At 63.4% G+C, this 19,194-nt stretch carries 16 protein-coding genes; 9 read left to right on the top strand and 7 right to left on the bottom strand.

Annotated elements, in window-relative coordinates; all coding sequences use genetic code 11:
- Positions 1-335: 335 nt before the first annotated feature.
- The gene (locus CSQ91_RS08450) at positions 336-2,489 is read right to left on the bottom strand and encodes a TonB-dependent receptor (protein ID WP_257217261.1); all 2,154 of its coding nucleotides are present in this window, start codon (positions 2,487-2,489) and stop codon (positions 336-338) included.
- A gap of 365 nt (positions 2,490-2,854) precedes the next feature.
- On the opposite strand from CSQ91_RS08450, the gene CSQ91_RS08440 reads away from it, so the two are divergent.
- On the top strand, positions 2,855-5,086 hold the full coding sequence (locus tag CSQ91_RS08440; protein WP_034786464.1) for an NADP-dependent isocitrate dehydrogenase: 2,232 nt from the start codon (positions 2,855-2,857) through the stop codon (positions 5,084-5,086).
- 93 nt (positions 5,087-5,179) lie between these two features.
- On the opposite strand, the gene CSQ91_RS08435 is transcribed toward CSQ91_RS08440, so the two are convergent.
- The 3 genes from CSQ91_RS08435 to CSQ91_RS08425 all read right to left on the bottom strand — a co-directional run bounded on the left by CSQ91_RS08435 (position 5,180) and on the right by CSQ91_RS08425 (position 7,470).
- The gene (locus CSQ91_RS08435; RefSeq protein ID WP_034786439.1) at positions 5,180-5,623 is read right to left on the bottom strand and encodes a DUF411 domain-containing protein; all 444 of its coding nucleotides are present in this window, start codon (positions 5,621-5,623) and stop codon (positions 5,180-5,182) included.
- Between the two features lie 68 nt (positions 5,624-5,691).
- On the bottom strand, positions 5,692-6,078 hold the full coding sequence (locus CSQ91_RS08430; protein ID WP_143450981.1) for a hypothetical protein: 387 nt from the start codon (positions 6,076-6,078) through the stop codon (positions 5,692-5,694).
- Positions 6,079-6,126: 48 nt separating this feature from the next.
- A complete protein-coding gene (locus tag CSQ91_RS08425) occupies positions 6,127-7,470 on the bottom strand; it encodes a sensor domain-containing protein (protein WP_099387963.1) in 1,344 nt (447 codons plus the stop codon).
- A 260-nt stretch (positions 7,471-7,730) separates the two neighbouring features.
- Between CSQ91_RS08425 and CSQ91_RS08420 the strand changes: the two genes are divergently transcribed.
- The 4 genes from CSQ91_RS08420 (at position 7,731) to CSQ91_RS08405 (ending at position 13,572) form a co-directional block, all read left to right on the top strand.
- Positions 7,731-9,362 carry a hypothetical protein gene (locus CSQ91_RS08420; RefSeq protein ID WP_143450980.1) on the top strand — a complete coding sequence of 544 codons (1,632 nt, stop codon included), beginning with the start codon at positions 7,731-7,733 and terminating at the stop codon, positions 9,360-9,362.
- 107 nt (positions 9,363-9,469) lie between these two features.
- A complete protein-coding gene (locus CSQ91_RS08415; RefSeq protein ID WP_070280647.1) occupies positions 9,470-10,003 on the top strand; it encodes a sigma-70 family RNA polymerase sigma factor in 534 nt (177 codons plus the stop codon).
- A gap of 5 nt (positions 10,004-10,008) precedes the next feature.
- Positions 10,009-10,932 (top strand): FecR domain-containing protein, encoded by a 924-nt coding sequence (locus CSQ91_RS08410; RefSeq protein ID WP_218963724.1) that lies wholly within the window; start codon positions 10,009-10,011, stop codon positions 10,930-10,932.
- Positions 10,933-11,037: 105 nt separating this feature from the next.
- Positions 11,038-13,572, top strand: a complete 2,535-nt coding sequence (locus CSQ91_RS08405) for a TonB-dependent siderophore receptor (protein ID WP_218963723.1) — start codon at positions 11,038-11,040, stop codon at positions 13,570-13,572.
- 76 nt (positions 13,573-13,648) lie between these two features.
- Here CSQ91_RS08405 and CSQ91_RS08400 read toward each other — a convergent pair whose 3' ends face one another.
- Complete coding sequence (locus CSQ91_RS08400) at positions 13,649-15,013, bottom strand: amino acid permease (protein WP_070256931.1); 1,365 nt, start codon at positions 15,011-15,013, stop codon at positions 13,649-13,651.
- Between the two features lie 153 nt (positions 15,014-15,166).
- Positions 15,167-15,607, bottom strand: a complete 441-nt coding sequence (locus tag CSQ91_RS08395) for an acyl-CoA thioesterase (protein WP_205412592.1) — start codon at positions 15,605-15,607, stop codon at positions 15,167-15,169.
- A 136-nt stretch (positions 15,608-15,743) separates the two neighbouring features.
- Here CSQ91_RS08395 and CSQ91_RS08390 point away from each other — a divergent pair, with 136 nt between their 5' ends.
- The 3 genes from CSQ91_RS08390 to CSQ91_RS08380 are packed head-to-tail and all read left to right on the top strand — an operon-like array spanning position 15,744 to position 17,918.
- Positions 15,744-16,478 carry a GntR family transcriptional regulator gene (locus CSQ91_RS08390; protein WP_083299772.1) on the top strand — a complete coding sequence of 245 codons (735 nt, stop codon included), beginning with the start codon at positions 15,744-15,746 and terminating at the stop codon, positions 16,476-16,478.
- Positions 16,453-17,208, top strand: coding sequence for an SDR family NAD(P)-dependent oxidoreductase (locus CSQ91_RS08385; protein WP_070256933.1), 756 nt, complete (start codon positions 16,453-16,455; stop codon positions 17,206-17,208). Before CSQ91_RS08390 ends, CSQ91_RS08385 begins: the two co-directional genes overlap by 26 nt.
- Positions 17,209-17,225: 17 nt before the next feature.
- The gene (locus tag CSQ91_RS08380; protein WP_070280641.1) at positions 17,226-17,918 is read left to right on the top strand and encodes an aspartate/glutamate racemase family protein; all 693 of its coding nucleotides are present in this window, start codon (positions 17,226-17,228) and stop codon (positions 17,916-17,918) included.
- Here CSQ91_RS08380 and CSQ91_RS08375 read toward each other — a convergent pair.
- Complete coding sequence (locus CSQ91_RS08375) at positions 17,915-18,385, bottom strand: heme-degrading domain-containing protein (protein WP_070280640.1); 471 nt, start codon at positions 18,383-18,385, stop codon at positions 17,915-17,917. The genes CSQ91_RS08380 and CSQ91_RS08375 overlap by 4 nt on opposite strands.
- Positions 18,386-18,479: 94 nt before the next feature.
- Between CSQ91_RS08375 and alkB the strand changes: the two genes are divergently transcribed.
- Positions 18,480-19,142 (top strand): DNA oxidative demethylase AlkB, encoded by a 663-nt coding sequence (gene alkB, locus CSQ91_RS08370; RefSeq protein WP_099387960.1) that lies wholly within the window; start codon positions 18,480-18,482, stop codon positions 19,140-19,142.
- The last annotated feature ends 52 nt before the right edge of the window (positions 19,143-19,194 follow it).

Below are 19,194 nucleotides of genomic sequence, written 5' to 3'. Positions count from 1 at the left end.
AGATGGCACCGACAGTAGCCCAGGCATCGGGCACTCAATTTGATAAATATCAATGTAGTTGTCGTTCGGTGTTGCGATTGTGTTCACGCAGCGCCGCATGCGCGATGGCGGCGGCCGTGTGCCGGGAGGTGGCAGGGAGGACTGGAATGCGGGGCGGTGCGGCGTATCGAGCCGTTGCGGGAGTGTCGCCGTTTGCCGATGATGCCAGGATCAGTAGTGGGTCCTGGCACCTTCGGCGGTGGCTTGGTCTGCTTCTTGCTGTTTTTATTGTTTCTGACTTTGCGGCTGGCGCGCAGTGCACGCGCCAGCCGGGCGATGCCGGATGCCGGCGCTCGTCAAAAATCCACGGCAGCCGACAGTTGCACGGTGCGGGGCGCCGATTGCGAAACGGTGCCATACGAGGCCACGCCGGCCCAGTAGTGGCGGTCGAACGCGTTCATCAGGCCGGCGCGCAAGGTGGTCGCCTTGCCGGCGATGGCCGTGCGGTAGCGCAGGCCCAGGTCGACCTTGGTCCATGAAGGCACGGATTGCAGATTCGCCTGGTCCACAAACTGCTTGCTGGTGTAGCTGGCGGCGCCCGTGGCCGTCAAGCCGGGCCAGTACGGCAAGTCCCATTCGCCGCCCAGGTTGGCCATGGACGTGGGGACGCCCACGGGGCGCTTGCCCATGGTGGCGGCGTTGTTGGTTTTCACCAGGCGCCCGTCGAGCAGGGTGATGCCGGCGAGCAGGCGCACGGTCTTGCTGGCGGCGCCGGACAGGTTCAGTTCCAGGCCCCGGTTGCGCTGCTCGCTGTCCATGCTGTAGACCTTGCCATACAGCTGGCCGCTGGGTTTAGTCACCTGGAACAAGGCCAGGGTCGCCAGCACCACGCCGAAATCGGCCTTCGTGCCCACTTCATACTGCTTGCTCTTGTAGGGAGCGAAGACCTGGCCCGCGTTGCTGGCGATGTTCGGCGCGATATCGCCCTTGCTCAAGCCCTCGATATAGTTCGCATACAGCGACACGTGGCGCCATGGCTTGACGACGATGCCGGCCAGCGGCGTCAGGGCGCCCTGCTTGTAGTGCGTGGTCAGCGCGCCCGTCGTCGCATGGTAGTTTTTTGCTTCGACCAGCTGGCGGCGCACGCCCAGGGTCAGTTGCACGCGCTGGTCCAGCATGTCCAGGGTGTCGGCCACGGCCAGGCTGGAGAGGGTGGAGGCGGACAGCTTCGGCGCGCGTGCCGGCGCGGGAATGCCGGGGTCGGGTACGGCCACGGGATGGTAGATGTTCGAAGTGATGAGCTTGCCGGAATTGCTCACGCTGCCAAATTCGTCCTGGTAGACATTGCCCATCACGACCAGCGCATGCTCGACGCCGCCCGTGCGAAAGCGCGCGCGCACGCCCGTGTCGCCGCTGGCGCGCCGCACGCGGAATTTCCAGTTCATGGGCGTGACCGTCATGTCACCGGCCGCGCTGGTGATGGTCGGCGTCTGGTCCGAATAGCGCGATACATCGGAGCGCGTGCCGCCCACATCGGCAAAGACGGTGACCTTGTCGTTCAGGTCGTATTCGAGCTTGCCCAGGGTGGCCAGGTCGTTGGACTTCCACCAGCCCCAGGATTGGGCGATATTGCGGCGGCCATCGGGCGCTGCCGGCACGGGCAGGCGCGCGGCCACGAGGAAGGGGCGCGTGGGCGCGTCGATCCATTGGTATTGCTCGATCAGGTCAAGCGAGGCGCGCAGCCGTTGTCCCTGGTAATCGAGGGCGACAGCGGCCACTTCCGCGCGCGACGTCTGGTGGTCGAGCGGCGTCTTGCCCTGGCGGTGCAAGCCATTGAAGCGGATGCCGAAACGCCGCTCCTCGCCGAAGCGGCGGCTGACGTCGATGGCCGCGCCAGCCTGCGAACCCGAGCCGTAGTCGACGGTCAGGCGCGTCAGGTCGCGCGGCAGCGAGCGTTTCGGCACGGCATTGACGACGCCGCCCACGCCGCCGTTTGGCGACATGCCGTACAGCAGGGCGGCCGGTCCCTTGAGCACTTCCACGCTCTGCAGGTATTCCGTAAACAGGTGGTAATTCGGCGACACGCCATACACGCCGTCAAACGCCACTTCGCTCAGATTACCTTCGTTGAGGGGAAAGCCGCGGATGAAGAAGGAATCCGTGACGCCGCCGATCTGGCCCGTGAAGCGGGTGGACGGGTCGCCGCCCAGCACCTCGGCCAGGGTCAGCGCCTGCTGGTCCAGCATGCGCTGGCTGGTGTAGCTGTTGACGCTGAACGGCGTATCGAGCAAGTCTTTTTCACCGAGCAGGCCGGCGCGCGCGCTTTTGGCGATCTGTCCGCCGGCATCCGCTTCGGCCTGGCCATTCACCAGCACAGTGGCGAGCGGGGAGGATGCATCGGCCGCCGCCTGGGCGATCGCCTGCGGCGTCACGCTGGCAACGAGCAGGCCGGCGAGGATCAGCCGGGTGGTGAGGTGGGGATAGGTGGGTGGGGACTGTGGAATGGGCATCGAGGGCGAGTGTATGAAGTTAGTAGGGAAGAATTGCATGCACGACATTATAAATGAGAATCATTACGATTTATAATGATTAGCATAGTCATTGCTGCCACGCTCATGTCCATGCCGCGCGCGTGCCTGGAGGGCATTTCCGCACGGAAAATGGCCATCCTGGGCCTTCAGATCCGGATATTTGCTGTCTTATATAAGATTCGTCGCCATCGGATACACAAACAGCGGCAGGACAGTCTAAAATACGTGGTGGGCAAGCACGGCGTCACCGCCGGCACACTAGCCGTCCAAAGCAAGGCTAACCGTCCTGTGTTTGGAATGAAGAAAGTTAACCACCAGGCATCACCGCATACAAGGGAATGAACATGGCAACACAAAAATCCAAAATCATCTACACGCTGACTGACGAGGCGCCGCTGCTCGCGACGTATTCCCTGCTGCCAATTATCAAAAAATTCACCGCGCCGGCTGGCGTGGACGTCGTTTCCAGCGATATTTCGGTGGCGGCACGTGTACTGGCTGAATTTCCAGAATTCCTGACGGACGCGCAAAAAGTCCCGAACACCCTGGCTGAACTGGGCAAATTGACCCAGAATCCGGACACCAATATCATCAAACTGCCGAACATCAGTGCCTCGCAAGGCCAGCTGATCGCCTGCGTGCGCGAATTGCAAGGCCGCGGCTACAAGCTGCCGGACTATCCGGAAGATGCGAAGACGGACGAAGACAAGGCCCTGAAAGCCCGCTACGGCAAGTGCATCGGCAGCTCGGTCAACCCGGTCCTGCGCGAGGGCAATTCCGACCGCCGCGCACCGAAGGCCGTCAAAGAGTATGCGCGCAAGCACCCGCACTCGATGGGCGAGTGGAGCCAATCGTCGCAAACGCACGTCTCGCACATGCACCATGGCGACTTCTACCATGGCGAAAAATCGCTGACCCTGGAAAAGGCCCGCGACGTCAAGATGGAACTGGTCACGGCCTCGGGCAAGACCATCGTGCTGAAACCGAAGGTTTCCCTGCAAGCAGGTGAAATCATCGACAGCATGTTCATGAGCAAGAAAGCGCTGCTGGAGTTCTACGAGAAAGAAATCGACGACGCCTTCAAGACGGGCGTGATGTTCTCGCTGCACGTCAAGGCCACGATGATGAAGGTTTCGCACCCGATCGTTTTCGGCCACTGCGTGCGCATCTTCTACAAGGACGCGTTCGCCAAGCACGCGGCCCTGTTCGACAAGCTGGGCGTGAATGTCAACAATGGCATGAGCAACCTGTACGACAAGATCGAAACCCTGCCAGCGTCGCAAAAAGATGAAGTGCTGAAAGATTTGCACGCCTGCCACGCCAACCGTCCGGAACTGGCCATGGTCGATTCGGCCAAGGGCATCACCAACTTCCATTCGCCGAACGACATCATCGTCGATGCGTCGATGCCAGCCATGATCCGTATCGGCGGCAAGATGTGGGGCGCCGATGGCCGTCCGAAAGACGTCAAGGCAGTCATGCCGGAATCGACTTTCGCGCGCATCTACCAAGAAATGATCGGCTTCTGCAAATGGCATGGCAACTTCGATCCGAAGACCATGGGCACCGTGCCGAACGTGGGCCTGATGGCGCAGCAAGCGGAAGAATACGGTTCGCACGACAAGACGTTTGAAGTGCCGGAAGGCGGCATCGCCAACATCACCGACCTGGAAACGGGCGAAGTGCTGCTGACGCAAACGGTGGAAGAGGGCGATATCTGGCGCATGTGCCAGGTCAAGGACGCGCCGATCCGCGACTGGGTCAAGCTGGCCGTCACGCGCGCGCGCAACTCGGGCATGCCTGCCGTGTTCTGGCTCGATTCCTACCGTCCGCACGAGAATGAAGTCATCAAGAAGGTACAGGTTTACCTGAAGGATCACGACACCAAGGGCCTGGACATCCAGATCATGTCGCAGACGCGCGCCATGCGCTACACGCTGGAACGCGCCTTCCGCGGCCTGGACACCATCTCGGTGACCGGCAACATCCTGCGCGACTACCTGACCGACCTGTTCCCGATCCTGGAACTGGGCACCTCCGCCAAGATGCTGTCGATCGTGCCGCTGATGGCCGGTGGCGGCATGTACGAAACGGGCGCCGGCGGTTCGGCACCGAAACACGTCAAGCAACTGGTGGAAGAAAACCATCTGCGCTGGGATTCGCTGGGCGAGTTCCTGGCCCTGGCCGTGTCGCTGGAAGACATGGGCATCAAGACGGGCAATGCGAAGGCCAAAATCCTCGCGAAAACCCTGGACGAAGCCACTGGCAAGCTGCTGGACAACAACAAGTCTCCATCGCCACGTACCGGCGAGCTGGACAACCGCGGCAGCCATTTCTACCTGGCCATGTACTGGGCGCAAGCCCTGGCAGCGCAGAAGGACGATGCGGAACTGGCAGCGCATTTTGCGCCAGTAGCCAAAGCCCTGGCGGACAACGAAGAAAAGATCGTTGCCGAGCTGAAAGCGGTACAAGGCAAGGAAACGGATATCGGCGGCTACTACCTGCCAGATCCGGCGAAGACGGAAGCGGTCATGCGTCCTAGCGCCAGCCTGAATGCCGTGCTGGACAGCATCTGATGCAGTCATGAAGGCAGTCAGTCCTTGACTGCTGCCTGATAAAAAAACGCCGCCGGAAGCGATTCCGGCGGCGTTTTTCATTTCCCATCAGGGTTATTGGTAGTGCTTGTAGACCTCGGTGCTGCCATTGCTCTTGACCAGCAGGACGTCATACGCATCCTTGCGCGGTCCTTCCATGCCTGGCGAGCCCATCGGCATTGCCGGCACGGCCAGGCCTTTCGCCTTGGGTTTCTCGCGCAGCAACTGCTTGATCTCGCTGGCCGGCACATGGCCTTCGATGGCGTAGCCGTTGACGAGGCCCGTGTGGCAGGAACCGAGCGCGTCGGGAATGCCGGCCAGCTTGCGGTATTGCGCCGGCATCTCGACATTCTTCGCGCGTACCGTAAAACCGTTCGCTTCCAGGTGCTTGATCCATGCGGAACAGCAGCCGCAGGAGGCGCTCTTGTAGACTTCAATGACGGGCAGGGCTGCCATGGCGAACGTGGGCAGGCCCAGCATGGCGGCGAAGGCGCCGCGCACCAAGAAATGTTTGATCATGTGTCGCTTTCAGACGCAGTAAGGTTATCGTGGCCACCTTGGTGGCCTGCTTGGGACGAGCTTGGAATTTAAGCGGAAAGCGGTCGCGGCGGCCTGCGCGGGCCGTCGGGAATGAATCCCGCCAGCAAGGTGGCCGTGGCGATGGTGACTTGTTGCGCACCGCTGCAGGCGGCGGCAGGCAGGGCGAGGGAGGGCGGCATCAGCGCGCCCAGGCAAAAGCCGGCGCAGGCGCCGCACGCGGGGTGCTGGGCTGGGGTCTCGTTGTCTTCTGGCGTGCCGGCGCTGTCCGGCATGGCGGATGACCGCGCAGCATGCTGCTGGCAGGCCGCTGTCATCGCGGTGGCAGGCTCGTCAGCGAGCGGCGCGCATAGCAGCATGGCGCCCGCGGCGGCCGCTTGCAGCGGCACCGTCGTGATCAGTAGCAGGATCAGCCATGTTTTGAAGAGTCTTAGCATCGCCGAAAAGTATAGCATAGGGGCACTATCGCCAGGAGCTGGCGGCCGCTAGCGCGAGGCGGCCGCCAGCACCTTCGAGGCATACATGGCCCGGTCCGCGTGGCGCAGCAGCAGTTGCATGGTGTCGCCGTCTTCCGGATAGTGGGCCACGCCGATGCTGACGGCGATCTGCAATTGCTGTCCGTTGCCCAGGTGCAGCGGCGTGGCCAGGGCCGCATGGATCTTTTGCTCGATCAGGCTGACGTCCACCGGCGCGGTATTGCTTTCCAGAAGCACGACGAATTCATCGCCGCCCATCCTGGCCAGGGTGTCGGTTTCGCGCATGCAATCGCGCAGGCGGCTCGCCACCGTTTGCAGCAGCAGGTCGCCACAGGCATGGCCGTGGTCGTCATTGACGCGCTTGAAGTTGTCGAGGTCCAGGAACAGCAGCGACAGCCGGACTTCCTGCCGGTGCGCGCGCGCGAACGCCGTGTGCAGGCGGTCGTGGAACAGGCGGCGGTTCGGCAGGCGGGTCAGCTCATCGTGCATGGCCATGAACTGCATCTGCGTCTGCAACTGCCGGCGCTCGATGGCGGTGGCAAGTTGCTTGGCGACAAATTGCAGCAAATCCTGGTCTTGCTCCGTGCCGATGACGGCATCCTGGCCGCCCTGCAAGGCCAGCGCCCCGATGCTGCCCATGGAGGAATATAGCGGCACGGCAAGCCAGCACGAGGACAGGGCGCAGGCCGCCGTTTGCAGCGCCGCCGGCAGGCCAGCCAGTTGTCCCGCCTGCAGACGCAGGGGACGGCCGCTGCGCAGGACTTCGTCACACAGCAGGCTGGCCAGGGACGACGTTGGCTGGGGCGCGCTGTCCTCGGCATGGGATGTCATGGGAGGCTGTATGCCGTGTTCGTCATGCAGCAGCAAGGTCAGGCTGCGCGCGGGCAAGTGTTCACCGATGATGAGCTGGATGCGGTGCAGCAGGGCGGGCAAGTCTTGCGTCGCGTGCATGGCTTCGGAGATGGCGTACAGTGCTGCCTGCTTTGCCTGGGCCTGTTTCAGCAAGGTGATGTCGCGCGCCACCGCCACGCGCAGCTGGTCGGCGGCGGACCAGCGGGCGGACCACATGATGTGCGCCAGGCTGCCATCCTTGCGCAGGTAGCGGTTTTCAAAGTGCGTCTGCGCATGGCCATCCATGATGGCTTGCGCGGCGGCGAGGGTGCGGGCGCGGTCGGCGGGAGCGACCATGTCGAGCATGCGCTTGCCGATCATTTCCTGCTGTGTGTAGCCGAAGATGCGTTCGCAGGCGGTGCTGACGAAGACAAAGCGCCCCTCCACGTCGACCATGCACACGGCATCGAGCAACAAGTCGGTAAAGCTGGCCAGCGGCGCGCGCAGAATCTTGTGTTCCATAGTGGCATTTTAATGGACATTCCCTGCTGTGATTGAACTTGTTGGGAGCAGACGAGGCCAGCGGCATGAAAATGTTTCATTTCCCCGACGCTCATGCTTTTCCGTTTCTTGCCGTTAAAACAGTATTGCCATGCAATTGCTCGCCAACACGTTCAATCCGTGGCGGTGCTGGATTGCGGGCGCATGTAGGGTTGCCAGAAAATTAAAATGGGCAATATTTTATCCATGTATCTGTTTTTGTTTTACAAGGCTACATCACCATGACTTCCGTCTCCCCGATCCCGAGCTGGAATGCGTCCCCGTCCCGTGTGTCTGGCGTCACGGCCAGCCGGGCGGACGCGCCGGCCGTGCCGGCGTCCACGCCATCGACCATCGTTGCCTTTGGGGCGGAAGGAGGGGAGATGCCGGCCATCTCCTACCTGCTGCCATCGCCCAAGGTGTGGGAAAGCCCGTCGCGCGACGACGTCAGCGACCAGATGACGAAAAATTTTGCCCCGTACGCATCGTTTGGCGGGCGTTTCAGCGGCTTGGGCGCGGCCTTGCTGGACCAGCTCAAGGGCGGCGTGCGCAATGTGTCGCAAGCGCTGCTGCAGCCGCCGGCGCGCACGCAGCCTGCCGCTTACGCCGAGGTGGAGGGCATTGCGCCGGCCAGCCTGCATGGCAATGGCCAGGACAAGGTCAGCCTCAGCATCACCACCAAAAGCGGCGTCGAGGTCAAGCTGTCGCTCGACAGCCAGGATGACGGCCTGGCCGTGCGCATGACGACCAGCGGCGAACTCGGCGACGCAGAGGTCAAGGCCTTGGGTGACTTGTCGGAAGCGTTTCAGCAAGCCATCGGCGGCATGGCGCAGGGCACGCCGAAGGTCAGGCTGGCCGGCTTGATGCAATTCGACCAGGAAGTGCTGGGATCGGTGAACCTGCACGCGGAAGTGCTGGTGCGCGGCGAGCCGCAAAGCACGCAAACCCTGGATTTTCAGGCCGACAGCACGCAGCGCAAGGTCAGCTTCACGGGCGTGGCGGGCTCGCTGGACGTGAAAGTCGACGCCAGCCAGCTGAACGCCCTGGGCAGCAAGGAGCGCCAGGCGAAGGCCATGAACAGCTACATCAAGCAGATCGATCAGGCTTCCTGGCGCGGCCACGGCGACGCCGCGCTGATGTCCATGTTCAAGGATGCGTTTACGGCCGTGCACAGCAATGTCCCCGTGTCGCCAGCCAGCACGGGCCTGCCGGAACAGGGAAAATGGCAGCTGGCCGCCGCAGACCGCGCCATGGTCACGGGCTTGCCGGACTTTAGCGCATCGGTCACGCAAACGGCGGCATTCAGCAATCCCATGCGTTCGTCGGAAAAAGATGGATTCCAGTACGAACTGTCGCAAAAGACCAGTATTACCGGCGCCAGCCAGAATGACCGCTCGATCCGCCAGCAGCAGCAATCTAAGCTGAGCGCCAGTTTCCACGAAACGCTGGTCCCGGGCGTGGCCCTGCGCCTGACCGACAGGGTGGAGTCGCAAAACTACACGTATCACCAGATCGAGGATACGGCCAGCAGCGATGCGCAAATAGGCTACAAGGATGGCAAGCTGGTCAAGGCCAGCCTGCAACAGGCGGCCAGCCAGTCGACCCACATCACGAAATTTATGCTGGGCAAGGTGGAGTCGGATGTCACCACGCCGACCGACCATTCGCTGATGCGCGACCTGGTCTCCGTGCTGGGGCCATACAAGACGGGCGAGCAGGGCATGACGCCCGAGAAAAAGGCGGAGCAGCGCGAGAAATTATTGCAGACCTTGGGCGATGACGTGCTGCTGCAGTCGTATGCGGGCCATGCCATCAGCCTGTGGCAAGCCGATGTGCTGCCCGCGGAGGACGACAAGACTGCGGGCGCGGTCTAGGGAGCAAACCGGCATCATTGCTCGGGGAAACTTGCGCGGGCACGCGCATATGGCTACAATTAATAATGATTCTCATTTATTATTGATGCTCTCCTGAAAGTGCCCGCATGATTGCCGCGCCTGTTTCTGCCGACCCCCATGGCTCGACCATCACGGTGCTGTATAGCGAACACCATGGCTGGCTCAGGACATGGCTGCAGCGCAAGCTCGGCTGTTCCTTCGATGCGGCCGACCTGGCGCACGATACATTTGTGCGCATCGTCACGGGCTACCGTACCGGCAAGCAGGGCGCGGCAGTGCCCATGCGCGAACCGCGTGCTTACTTGCGCACGGTCGCCAATGGACTGATGATCGACCTGTTCCGCCGCCGCTCGCTGGAGCAAGCCTGGCTGGCTGCGCTGGCCGGCCAGCCCGATGCCGTCGCCATTTCCCCCGAAGAGCGCCTGCTGGTGCTGGAAGCCTTGCAACGGCTCGATGCCATGCTCGATGCCATGCCGGCCAAGGTGCGCAGCGTGTTCTTGCTGTCGCAGCTGGAAGGCTTGACCTATCCGCAGATCGTCGAGCGGTTGGGTATTCCCTTGCGCACGGTGAAGCGGTATATGCAGCAAGGCTTCGCACAGTGCCTGAGCCTGATGCTGTGAGTACGGTGCCCGTCGATCGTCGCATCGTGCACGATGCCGCCGCCTGGCTGGTCAAGCTGCATGGCGACGAGATGACGGCGCGCGAGCATGTCCGGCTGGCGCAATGGTGCGCGCAGAGTCCGGAGCACGAGCGCGCGTGGCAAGCGGCCAATGAACTGGCGCGCACCTTCGGCGCCGTGCCGACCGATATCGGGCAAGCCACTCTGGGGCGGCAGCGCGAGCGGCGCGCGGCCTTGAAGGTATTGGCCGCCGTGGCACTGGTTTCGCCGCTGGCATGGCACTACAGCCAGCGTGCCGCTTATCGCACCGCAACGGGCGAGCAAGCCAGTTTTATCCTGGACGATGGCAGCGTGCTGACGCTCAATACGGCGTCGGCAGCCGATGTCGTGTTTGACGGGCAGCAGCGGCTGGTGATCTTGCGTGAAGGCGAGATGCTGATCGAGACGGCGAGCGATGCCCGCGCGCGGCCGTTCCGGGTGCGCACGGCGCAAGGCAGCCTGCGTGCGTTGGGAACGCGCTTTGCCGTGCGCCAGTACGCGGGGCGCACGGAACTCGCCGTGCTGGCCCATGCGGTGGAAGTACGCGCCAGTGCCGTGGCGCGGCCCGTGGTCGTGCCGGCCGGTTTTCATGCCAGTTTCAGCGCACAGGCCATCGGAGCGGCACAACGCTCGGGGGCGGCGCAAACGGCCTGGCAGCGTGGCCTGCTGCTGGCAGACAAAATGCGCCTCGATGATTTTTTGCTGGAACTGGCCCGCTATCGCCGAGGCATCCTGCGCTGCGATCCAGCCGTGGCCGGCTTGCGCATTTCGGGCATCTTTCGCACCGATAATATCGACCAGGCACTCGATGTACTGCAGCAAACCTTGCCCGTCGCTATCCTGTCGCGCACGCCGTACTGGCTCACCGTGGTGGCGGCGCCATCCAGCTGATGCCATTGTTGTAGCAGGAAATCAAAAAAAACTGGCCCCTTTTTACATCCCGTCCGGCAAGTCAGAGAGAGCAGCTTTTCGACTGACTTTATCCAAGGGATTGTTATGCAGCAAACAGTAATCGAGCTTCACCCTCCACGCACCCCCAGCCAGCCAGCGCACCGCTTCCGGCTCCATCTGCTGGCAGCCGCCCTGCGCGGTGCGCTGTTGTCGGCAGGTCTTGCCGGCGTGGGCATGGCTGGCGCACAGGCGGCCGAAGCGGCCAAGGCGGCCGACGCCAAGCGCAGCTACGCCATTGCCGCCGGGCCCCTGAGCCAGGCGCTGTACCAGTTCGCCAGCGAGGCAGGCATCACCCTGTCGTTCGCGCCGGCCCTGGCGGAAGGCCTATTATCGCCTGGCTTGCAGGGCAGGTATGCGCTCCAGGATGGCCTGGCCGCCTTGCTGGCCGGGTCGGACCTGCACGCCATTCCCGGCGCCACCGGTGGCTATCTGCTGAGGAAAGCGGGTGCCGAGGCTGGCGCGGCACCGCAGGTCTTGCCTGCCGTCAAGGTCATGGAGCGGCGCGCACACGATGGCACCACGGAAGGTAGCGGCTCCTATACCAGCCGCGTGACGAGCATCGCCTCGAAGAGCGACCAGTCGTTCCGCGAAATTCCCCAGTCCGTTTCGGTGGTAACGCGCCAGCAAATGGATGACCAGCGCCTGGTGGACATCAGCGATACCCTGAAGCTCACGCCGGGCATCGTTGCCAACCGCGCCAGCTTCAATGCCTACAATTTCTATTCGCGCGGCTTCCAGATCACCAGCATGCAGATCGATGGCGGTTCGCCGCTGGCGCTGGGCGCGTTTTCCTACGATGCGCAGCAAGACATGGCCTTCTATGACCGCATGGAAGTGATGCGCGGCGCATCGGGATTGTTGGGCGGCATAGGCGATCCGGGCGGCATCATCAATCTGGCGCGCAAGAAGCCCCTGGCCGAGCGCCAGATCATTACCGAAGCATCGCTGGGCCGCTGGAATAACCGCCGCGCCACCGTGGACATGACGGGCCCGCTGGCCGACGAGGGGCGACTGCGGGGCCGCGCCGTGGCCGTGTATGAGCAGCGCGACTATCACCTCGATGACCGCAGCGTGGAAAAGCCGCAGCTCTACGGCGTACTGGAAGCGGATCTGGGGCGCAGCAGCCTGCTGACCGTGGGCGCCAGCTATGGACGGCAACATGACAATGGCTACGGCAGCGGCTTGCCGCGCTATAGCGACGGCCGCAATATCGGCTTGCCGCGCAGTGCCAGCTTGACCCAGCCGTGGGCTTTCAATGACCGCACGGCCAGCGAGGTGTTCGGACAGTTCGAACACCAGTTCGCCAACCGCTGGAAACTCAAGGTCAATTTGACCCACAGCAATATGGATATTATCTCGGATACGGCGTTTGCCAACGGCGCCGTCGATCCGAAGACTGGTCAGGGCCCCTTGTGGGGAGGCGGGCGCTACGAGGTGAAGAACCGGCAGGACGTGGCCGATATCAGCCTCAGTGGCACATTTGCCGTGCTGGGCCGCACCCATGAATTCCTGGCTGGTGTCGACTGGCAGCGGGTGAAGGCGCGCTGGGGCACGGGCAAGCCCGTGGATAACTGGGCCGTGCCAGCCGATGTGTTCCACCGCAATGCCTGGAATCCTGACCTGGACGTACCGCTCAGCTATGTGTTCGAGCCATGGACGCAGGAACAGAAGGCCGCGTACGGCATGCTGCGCTTGCATCCCACTGACCGCTTGCACCTGATCGCCGGCGCGCGGGCCAGCCGCTACAGCTTTGGCCAGGTGACGTATCTGGCCGATGAACAAGGGGTATTGCAACTCGATACGGACACGCCCTTCAGCGAACCGACCAAGCTCACGCCGTATGGCGGCGTGATTGTCGATGTGAGCGACAAGTGGTCTGCCTACCTCAGCTATTCCTCCATCTTCAAACCGCAAGCCTTGCTGAAAGCGGCGCCTCTGCCTGGCACTTCCCTGCCGCCGATCCGCGGCAAGAGCATCGAGGCTGGCCTCAAGGGCGAATTGATGGATGGCCTGCTGAACGCGACCTTAAGTGTCTTTGACGTGCAGCGCACGGGCACCGGGGTGCAGGACATGCGCTACCCGTACACCGAGTATCCGTTCGCGGGCAACTGCTGCTACCTGGCGCAAGGCAAAGTCACCAGCCGGGGCGTCGACATGGAGCTGGGCGGCGAGCTCGGCACGGGCTGGCAAGGCACGGCCGGCTACACCTACAACCAGACGAAGGACGAGAGCACGCACACCGATTACAGCAGCATCACGCCCAGGCATATGTTGAAGGTCACTAGCGCCTACGCCTTGCCGGGCGCGCTGTCGCAATGGAAGGTGGGCGGCAATGCCATCATCCAGAGCAGTACCTACGTGGCGGGCAAGGTCGACGGCAATGCCTACGATTTCACGCAGGGCGGCTATGCCGTCGTTGGCCTCATGGCGCAATACCGGATCGATCCGCGCTGGACCTTGAGCCTGAATGTCAACAATCTGTTCGACCGCGTGTATTACGAGCGCGTCGGCTCAGTGACGAATGCCAACTACTGTGGCACGCCGCGCAATTGGCAACTGACCCTGCGCGGCCAGTTTTAAAACCAAGCTGAAGAAAAAAGCCCGTCTTCCTGCGAAGACGGGCTTTTTTTCTTCAGCTTGATACGGCGCAAGCAGCCTATGCCTTGGCCTTGCTTTGCTTGATCCAGTAACCGACGCCCAGCGCCGCGAGCCACACGGGTATCAGGTAGACGGAGATGCGCAGGCCCGGCGTCAGATACATGATCACCAGGATGCCGGCCAGGAAGACCAGGCACAGGTAGTTGGTGAACGGGTAGCCCAGGCTCTGGAACAAGGTCGTCTTGCCTTCGATTTTTTTCTGCGCGCGGAAGCGCAAATGGATCCAGCTGATCATGGCCCAGTTGATGATCAGCGCCGACACCACGAGTCCCATCAGCACTTCAAACGCTTCGCCCGGCATGAAGTAATTCACCACCACGCAGGCGCCCGTCGCCAGGGCCGATACGCCCAGCGCGACGAGCGGCACGCCGCGGCGGTTCAGGTGCAGCAGCGCGCGCGGCGCATTGCCTTGCTTGGCCAGGCCGAACAGCATGCGCGTGTTGCAGTACACGCCGCTGTTATACACGGACAGGGCGGCCGTCAGCACCACCACGTTCAGGGCCGTGGCCACCAGGTTGCTGTCGAGCGCATGGAAGATCAGCACGAACGGGCTGCCGCCGGTGACGACGTTTTGCCACGGGTACAGCGACAGCAAAATCCCCAGCGCGCCGATGTAGAAAATCAGGATGCGGTAGATGGCCTGGTTGGTGGCGCGTGGAATCGTCGTGCTCGGATCGTCCGCCTCGGCCGCCGTGATGCCCACCAGTTCCAGGCCGCCGAACGAAAACATGATGACGGCCATGGCCATCACCAGGCCTTGCCAGCCATTCGGGAAGAATCCGCCGTGCTGCCACAGGTTGGCCACCGACGCCTGCGGGCCCGCATCGCCGGAGGCTAGCAGGTACGCGCCGAAGACGATCATGCCGATGATGGCGACCACCTTGACGAGGGCGAACCAGAATTCCATCTCGCCAAACGCCTTGACGTTCAACAGACTGATGGCGTTGATGACGCAAAAGAAGATGAGCGCCGAGACCCAGGTGGGCACGCCCGGCCACCAGTACTGCACGTAGATGCCGACGGCCGTCAGTTCGGCCATGCTGACGAGCACATACAGCACCCAGTAATTCCAGCCCGACAAAAAGCCGGGCAGGTGGCCGCAGTATTTGTCGGCAAAATAGCTGAAGGAGCCGGCGACGGGTTCGTCGACCACCATCTCGCCCAGCTGGCGCATGATCAGGAAGGCGATGACGCCGGCGATGCCATAACCCAGCAGCACTGAAGGGCCGGCCATCTTGATGGTTTGCGCGATGCCCAGAAACAGGCCGGTGCCGATGGCGCCGCCCAGGGCGATGAGCTGGATGTGGCGGCTTTTCAGGCCGCGCTTGAGCTCTTGTGGTTCGGTAATCCCGACTGCCGTCATATGTTTTATCCTGTTTTTACGGGGCTGAGGTCGCTGATTCTAAAGCATGAACGGGCAAATCAGGAGCGAAATGCATGTTGCACTGCGGAGGCGCAAGAAAAGCCCCGCATCTTCGCTGAACGGCGCGCAAAACGGCGCTCCAGGCGTCCGCGTTCATGCGCCGGCCGCGACGATGGCCGGTTCGTACGTGGCCAGGAACTCGGGCGGCAGGCGGCGCGCGCGGCCGCTGCTCAATTCGATGCAGATCAATTCCCAGCGTCCGCGCACGACGGTGGCGCCGTCGCTGTCGCGGATCAGCTGGAAGCGCCGTTCCATGCTGGAGCGGCCATCGCTGGCGCACAGCCAGGTAGCCAGTGTCAGCGCTTCGCCGGCCCGCGTCGGCAGCAGGTAATCGTATTCGCCGCGGCGTATCGCCATGGCCCGGTCCAGGCGCCGGTAATCGTCCAGGTCCAGCCCCAGGGTGGCCGAATGGTGCCAGGCGATATGCTCGCACCAGCGCACGTAGACGGCGTTATTCGTGTGCTGCAAACCGTCGATGTCACCCGGTTCGGGCGTGACGGGCAGGGTATGGGCGTGCGGATAATCCCAGTTCAAGTGCATTCCTTTCGATACGGTGGCGGCTGATTGTACGGTCTGGCGGCGCTTCCTGTCTCTGGCACACGCATGGAAAAACACTGTTTTTCACATTGATGTATGATGCATCATAATTTTTCGAGGATCAAAAAAACGCATGAACCATCCATTGGACAGTCTGGTGCACGTCAACCTGGGCAAGTCCGTGTACGCCATGCTGCGTGAAGCGCTGGCGGCCGGACGCTTCCAGCCGAATGACCGGCTGCGCATCCGCGAGCTGGCGCTGCAGCTGGGCACCAGCGTCACGCCCGTGCGCGACGCCATGCTGCAGCTGGTGCAGGAAGAGGCGCTGGTGCTGCGCTCGCCGCGCGACTTCCGCGTGCCCGTGCTGAGCGTGGCGCGCTACCTGGAAATCCGCGCGCTGCGCCTGGAACTGGAAGGCTTGGGCGCTGCCGAGGCGGCGCAGCGTATCGACGTCGCCACCCTGGCCGACCTGGAACGCCTGCTGCAGGCGAATGAAGAGGCCATCGCGCGGCACGACCTGGCGGCGGCCCTGCAATGCAACCAGGCGTTTCACCTGGGCCTGGCGCAGGCGGCCGGCATGCCGACCTTAAAACGCTTCGTCGACCACCTGTGGATGCAGACGGCGCCCCTGATCGCCGCCGGATACGCCAGTTTTTCGCCCGACATGCGGGTGGGCCACCACCACGCCATCATCAGCGCGCTGCGCCAGCGCGACAGCGCGGCCGCGCGGCGCGCCATCGAACAGGACATTCTCGACGGCGGGACGCAGATGCTGGCCTATGTCATGCGCCAGGAACGCATCCACGCCGGCGCAACCGGACAAGAACAGGACGAGGAAGAACATGACGAACATCCAGCACAAGATTGAACAGAAAACCGCCATCGTTACGGGCGCCAGCCGCGGCATCGGCCACGCCGTCGCGGAGCGCTTCCGCAGCCTGGGGTGGAGGGTCATCACCGTCTCGCGCAGCCCGATTCCCGGCGGCTGCCCGCGCAGCCAGGAGCACAACACGCATGTATGCATGGATTTGTCGGACCTGAGCCAGATCGGGCAGATGGTCGAGACGCTGCGCCCCATGCTGGGCGACTCGAAACTGCACGCCCTGGTCAACAATGCGGGCGTGTCGCCGAAGGGACCGGGTGGCTCGCGCGTCAATTCGCTGACCACCGACATGCAGACGTGGCAGGAAATGTACAACACGAATTTCTTTGCGCCGCTGGCCCTGACGCGCGGCTTCGCGCAGGAATTGTCGAATGCGCATGGCGCCGTCGTGAACCTGTGCTCGATCGCCGGCTACCGCGTGCACCCGTTTGCCGGCTCGGCCTATGCCAGTTCGAAGGCGGCGCTGGCGTCGCTGACGCGCGAAATGGCCAACGACATGGCGCCGCTGAACGTGCGCGTCAATGCCATCGCGCCCGGCGAGATCGATACGGCCATCCTGTCGCCCGGCACCTCGCACATCGTCGACACGCAAATCCCCCTGCGCCGCCTGGGCACGACGGCTGAAGTGGCCGACCTGGTGGAGTTCCTGTGCAGCGAGCGCGCCTCGTATATCACGGGCGCGGAAATCCCCATCGATGGCGGCCAGCGTATTTAATTGAAAAGGAAGATCGCATGACACGGCATATCGGCATCGTCGGCTGCTCGGCCGAAGGCGCAGCCCTGTGCTACCGCACGATTTGCGAAGAGGGCGCGCATGCGCTGGGGGCATATGAACACCCGGAAGTATCGATGCACACGCCGTCGCTGGCGCGTTACGTGGATTGCCTGCACAGGGGTGACCTGGCAGGCGTGGCCGAACTGATGCTGGCGTCGGCGCGCAAGCTGGCCGCCGCCGGCGCCGATTTCCTGATCTGCCCCGACAACACCATCCACCAGGCATTCGAGCTGATGGCGCCCCGTTCGCCGCTGCCATGGCTGCATATCGCGGACGTCGTGGCCAGCGAAGCGGCGGCGCGCGGTGTCCGGCGGGTGGGCCTGACGGGAACGCGCTGGCTGGTCGACAGCGCCGTGTATCCGGACAGGCTGGCCGCGCGCGGCATCGCCTGCGTGCGGCCCGGCGAGGACGAGCGCAGCGAGATCAACCGCATCATCATGGAAGAACTGGTGCCGGGCGTGGTCAAGGGGGACAGCGTGGCGCGCTTCCAGGCCGTCATTGCCGGCTTGCGGGAGCAGGGCTGCGACGCCGTCATCCTCGGCTGCACGGAAATCCCGCTGATCATCAGCGACGCCAATTCGCCGCTGCCGACGCTCGATTCCACGCGCTTGCTGGCGCGCGCCGCCTTGCGCCGGGCGCTGGAAACCTAGCGTTCCAGCTGCGCCTGCAGCGCGGCCACCACCAGTGCGTGGTCGTCGGCTTGCGCCAGGCCGGAAACGGTCACCGTGCCCACCAGTCCCACGCCGCGTATCAGCAGGGGGAAGGCGCCGCCGTGGCCCGCGTACTCGATGTCATCGAGGTATTTCACGTCTTCGAAGGTGCTGCCGCGGCTTTTATACGAGATGCCCATGTAATAGGAGCTGCGGCAAAAGCGCTGCACCGTATTGTTCTTGCGGCGTATCCAGTCCGCCTGGTCCGCCGTGGCGCCCGTCATGGCGTGGTGGAACAGGATTTGACCGTTGCGCGTGATGTTGACGGTGACGGCCTTGCCCCGCTTGCGCACTTCCTCGACGATCCACAGGCCCACGGCCAGCGCGGCATCGTTGTCGAAGCGTTCGAATTGCAGGGAATCTTCCTGTTGCGCCAGGGTTTGCAGCAAATCGGCGTAATGATCCATCGTGGAGGCGGGTAGTAGTGGCTGGAAGCGCTACTGTAGCGCACCATGGGGCAGCCGCGCGCGCTTTTTCCGTGGCGCGGCTAAAATAGGCCGCATGAACCTGTCCCTGTTTGCCGATGAAGACCAGGCCCCGGCCGGGCCGGCGCCGCTGGTGCCTGGCTCTTCCGCCTCGGTGCTGCTGCGCGGTTTTGCGCTGCCGTATCTGGACGAGGTGCTGCCGGCGCTGGACGCCATCGTGCTGGCGGCGCCCCCGCGTCACATGGCCACGCCGGGCGGCTTGCGCATGTCCGTTGCCATGAGCAATTGCGGCCCCCTCGGCTGGGTCACGGATGGACGCGGCTACCGGTATGCGCGGCTCGATCCGGCCAGCGGCCTGCCTTGGCCGCCGATGCCGCCCGTGTTCCTGCGCCTGGCGCGGCAGGCGGCGCTGGCGGCCGGCTATCCGGGCTTTGCTCCCGACGCCTGCCTGGTCAACCGTTATGCGCCCGGTGCGCGCATGGCCCTGCACCAGGACCGCGATGAATGCGATTTCACCGCGCCCATCGTCTCCGTCTCGCTGGGCTTGCCCGCCACCTTCCTGTTCGGCGGAGCGGAGCGGGCCGACAAGGCTGCGCGCATCGGCTTGCTGCATGGCGATGTGGTGGTGTGGGGCGGCACCGACCGCCTGCGCTTCCACGGCGTGGCGCCCCTGAAGGACGGCGAACACGCGGTACTGGGTCCGCAGCGCATCAATTTGACGTTTCGCAAGGCTAGCTGATCTGCCCATTTGCCCTATTAATGCAAGTTGCTTGCAAATGTGATTGTTTTTC

The sequence above is a fragment of the Janthinobacterium sp. BJB301 genome (assembly GCF_002735685.1).
Classification (GTDB): Bacteria; Pseudomonadota; Gammaproteobacteria; order Burkholderiales; family Burkholderiaceae_D; genus Janthinobacterium; species Janthinobacterium lividum.
Note: the sequence above shows the minus strand (reverse complement) of the source record. Positions and strands in the feature narration are given on the sequence as shown.

Excerpts from the sequence above, each read along its gene's own strand:
- CSQ91_RS08420 (WP_143450980.1), top strand. The coding sequence starts at position 7,731 with ATGACTTCCGTCTCCCCGATCCCGAGCTGGAATGCGTCCCCGTCCCGT.
- CSQ91_RS08375 (WP_070280640.1), bottom strand. The coding sequence starts at position 18,385 with ATGGATCATTACGCCGATTTGCTGCAAACCCTGGCGCAACAGGAAGAT.
- CSQ91_RS08450 (WP_257217261.1), bottom strand. The coding sequence starts at position 2,489 with ATGCCCATTCCACAGTCCCCACCCACCTATCCCCACCTCACCACCCGG.
- CSQ91_RS08440 (WP_034786464.1), top strand. The coding sequence starts at position 2,855 with ATGGCAACACAAAAATCCAAAATCATCTACACGCTGACTGACGAGGCG.
- alkB (WP_099387960.1), top strand. The coding sequence starts at position 18,480 with ATGAACCTGTCCCTGTTTGCCGATGAAGACCAGGCCCCGGCCGGGCCG.
- CSQ91_RS08380 (WP_070280641.1), top strand. The coding sequence starts at position 17,226 with ATGACACGGCATATCGGCATCGTCGGCTGCTCGGCCGAAGGCGCAGCC.
- CSQ91_RS08435 (WP_034786439.1), bottom strand. The coding sequence starts at position 5,623 with ATGATCAAACATTTCTTGGTGCGCGGCGCCTTCGCCGCCATGCTGGGC.
- CSQ91_RS08400 (WP_070256931.1), bottom strand. The coding sequence starts at position 15,013 with ATGACGGCAGTCGGGATTACCGAACCACAAGAGCTCAAGCGCGGCCTG.
- CSQ91_RS08425 (WP_099387963.1), bottom strand. The coding sequence starts at position 7,470 with ATGGAACACAAGATTCTGCGCGCGCCGCTGGCCAGCTTTACCGACTTG.
- CSQ91_RS08385 (WP_070256933.1), top strand. The coding sequence starts at position 16,453 with ATGACGAACATCCAGCACAAGATTGAACAGAAAACCGCCATCGTTACG.
- CSQ91_RS08430 (WP_143450981.1), bottom strand. The coding sequence starts at position 6,078 with ATGCTAAGACTCTTCAAAACATGGCTGATCCTGCTACTGATCACGACG.
- CSQ91_RS08415 (WP_070280647.1), top strand. The coding sequence starts at position 9,470 with ATGATTGCCGCGCCTGTTTCTGCCGACCCCCATGGCTCGACCATCACG.
- CSQ91_RS08390 (WP_083299772.1), top strand. The coding sequence starts at position 15,744 with ATGAACCATCCATTGGACAGTCTGGTGCACGTCAACCTGGGCAAGTCC.
- CSQ91_RS08405 (WP_218963723.1), top strand. The coding sequence starts at position 11,038 with ATGCAGCAAACAGTAATCGAGCTTCACCCTCCACGCACCCCCAGCCAG.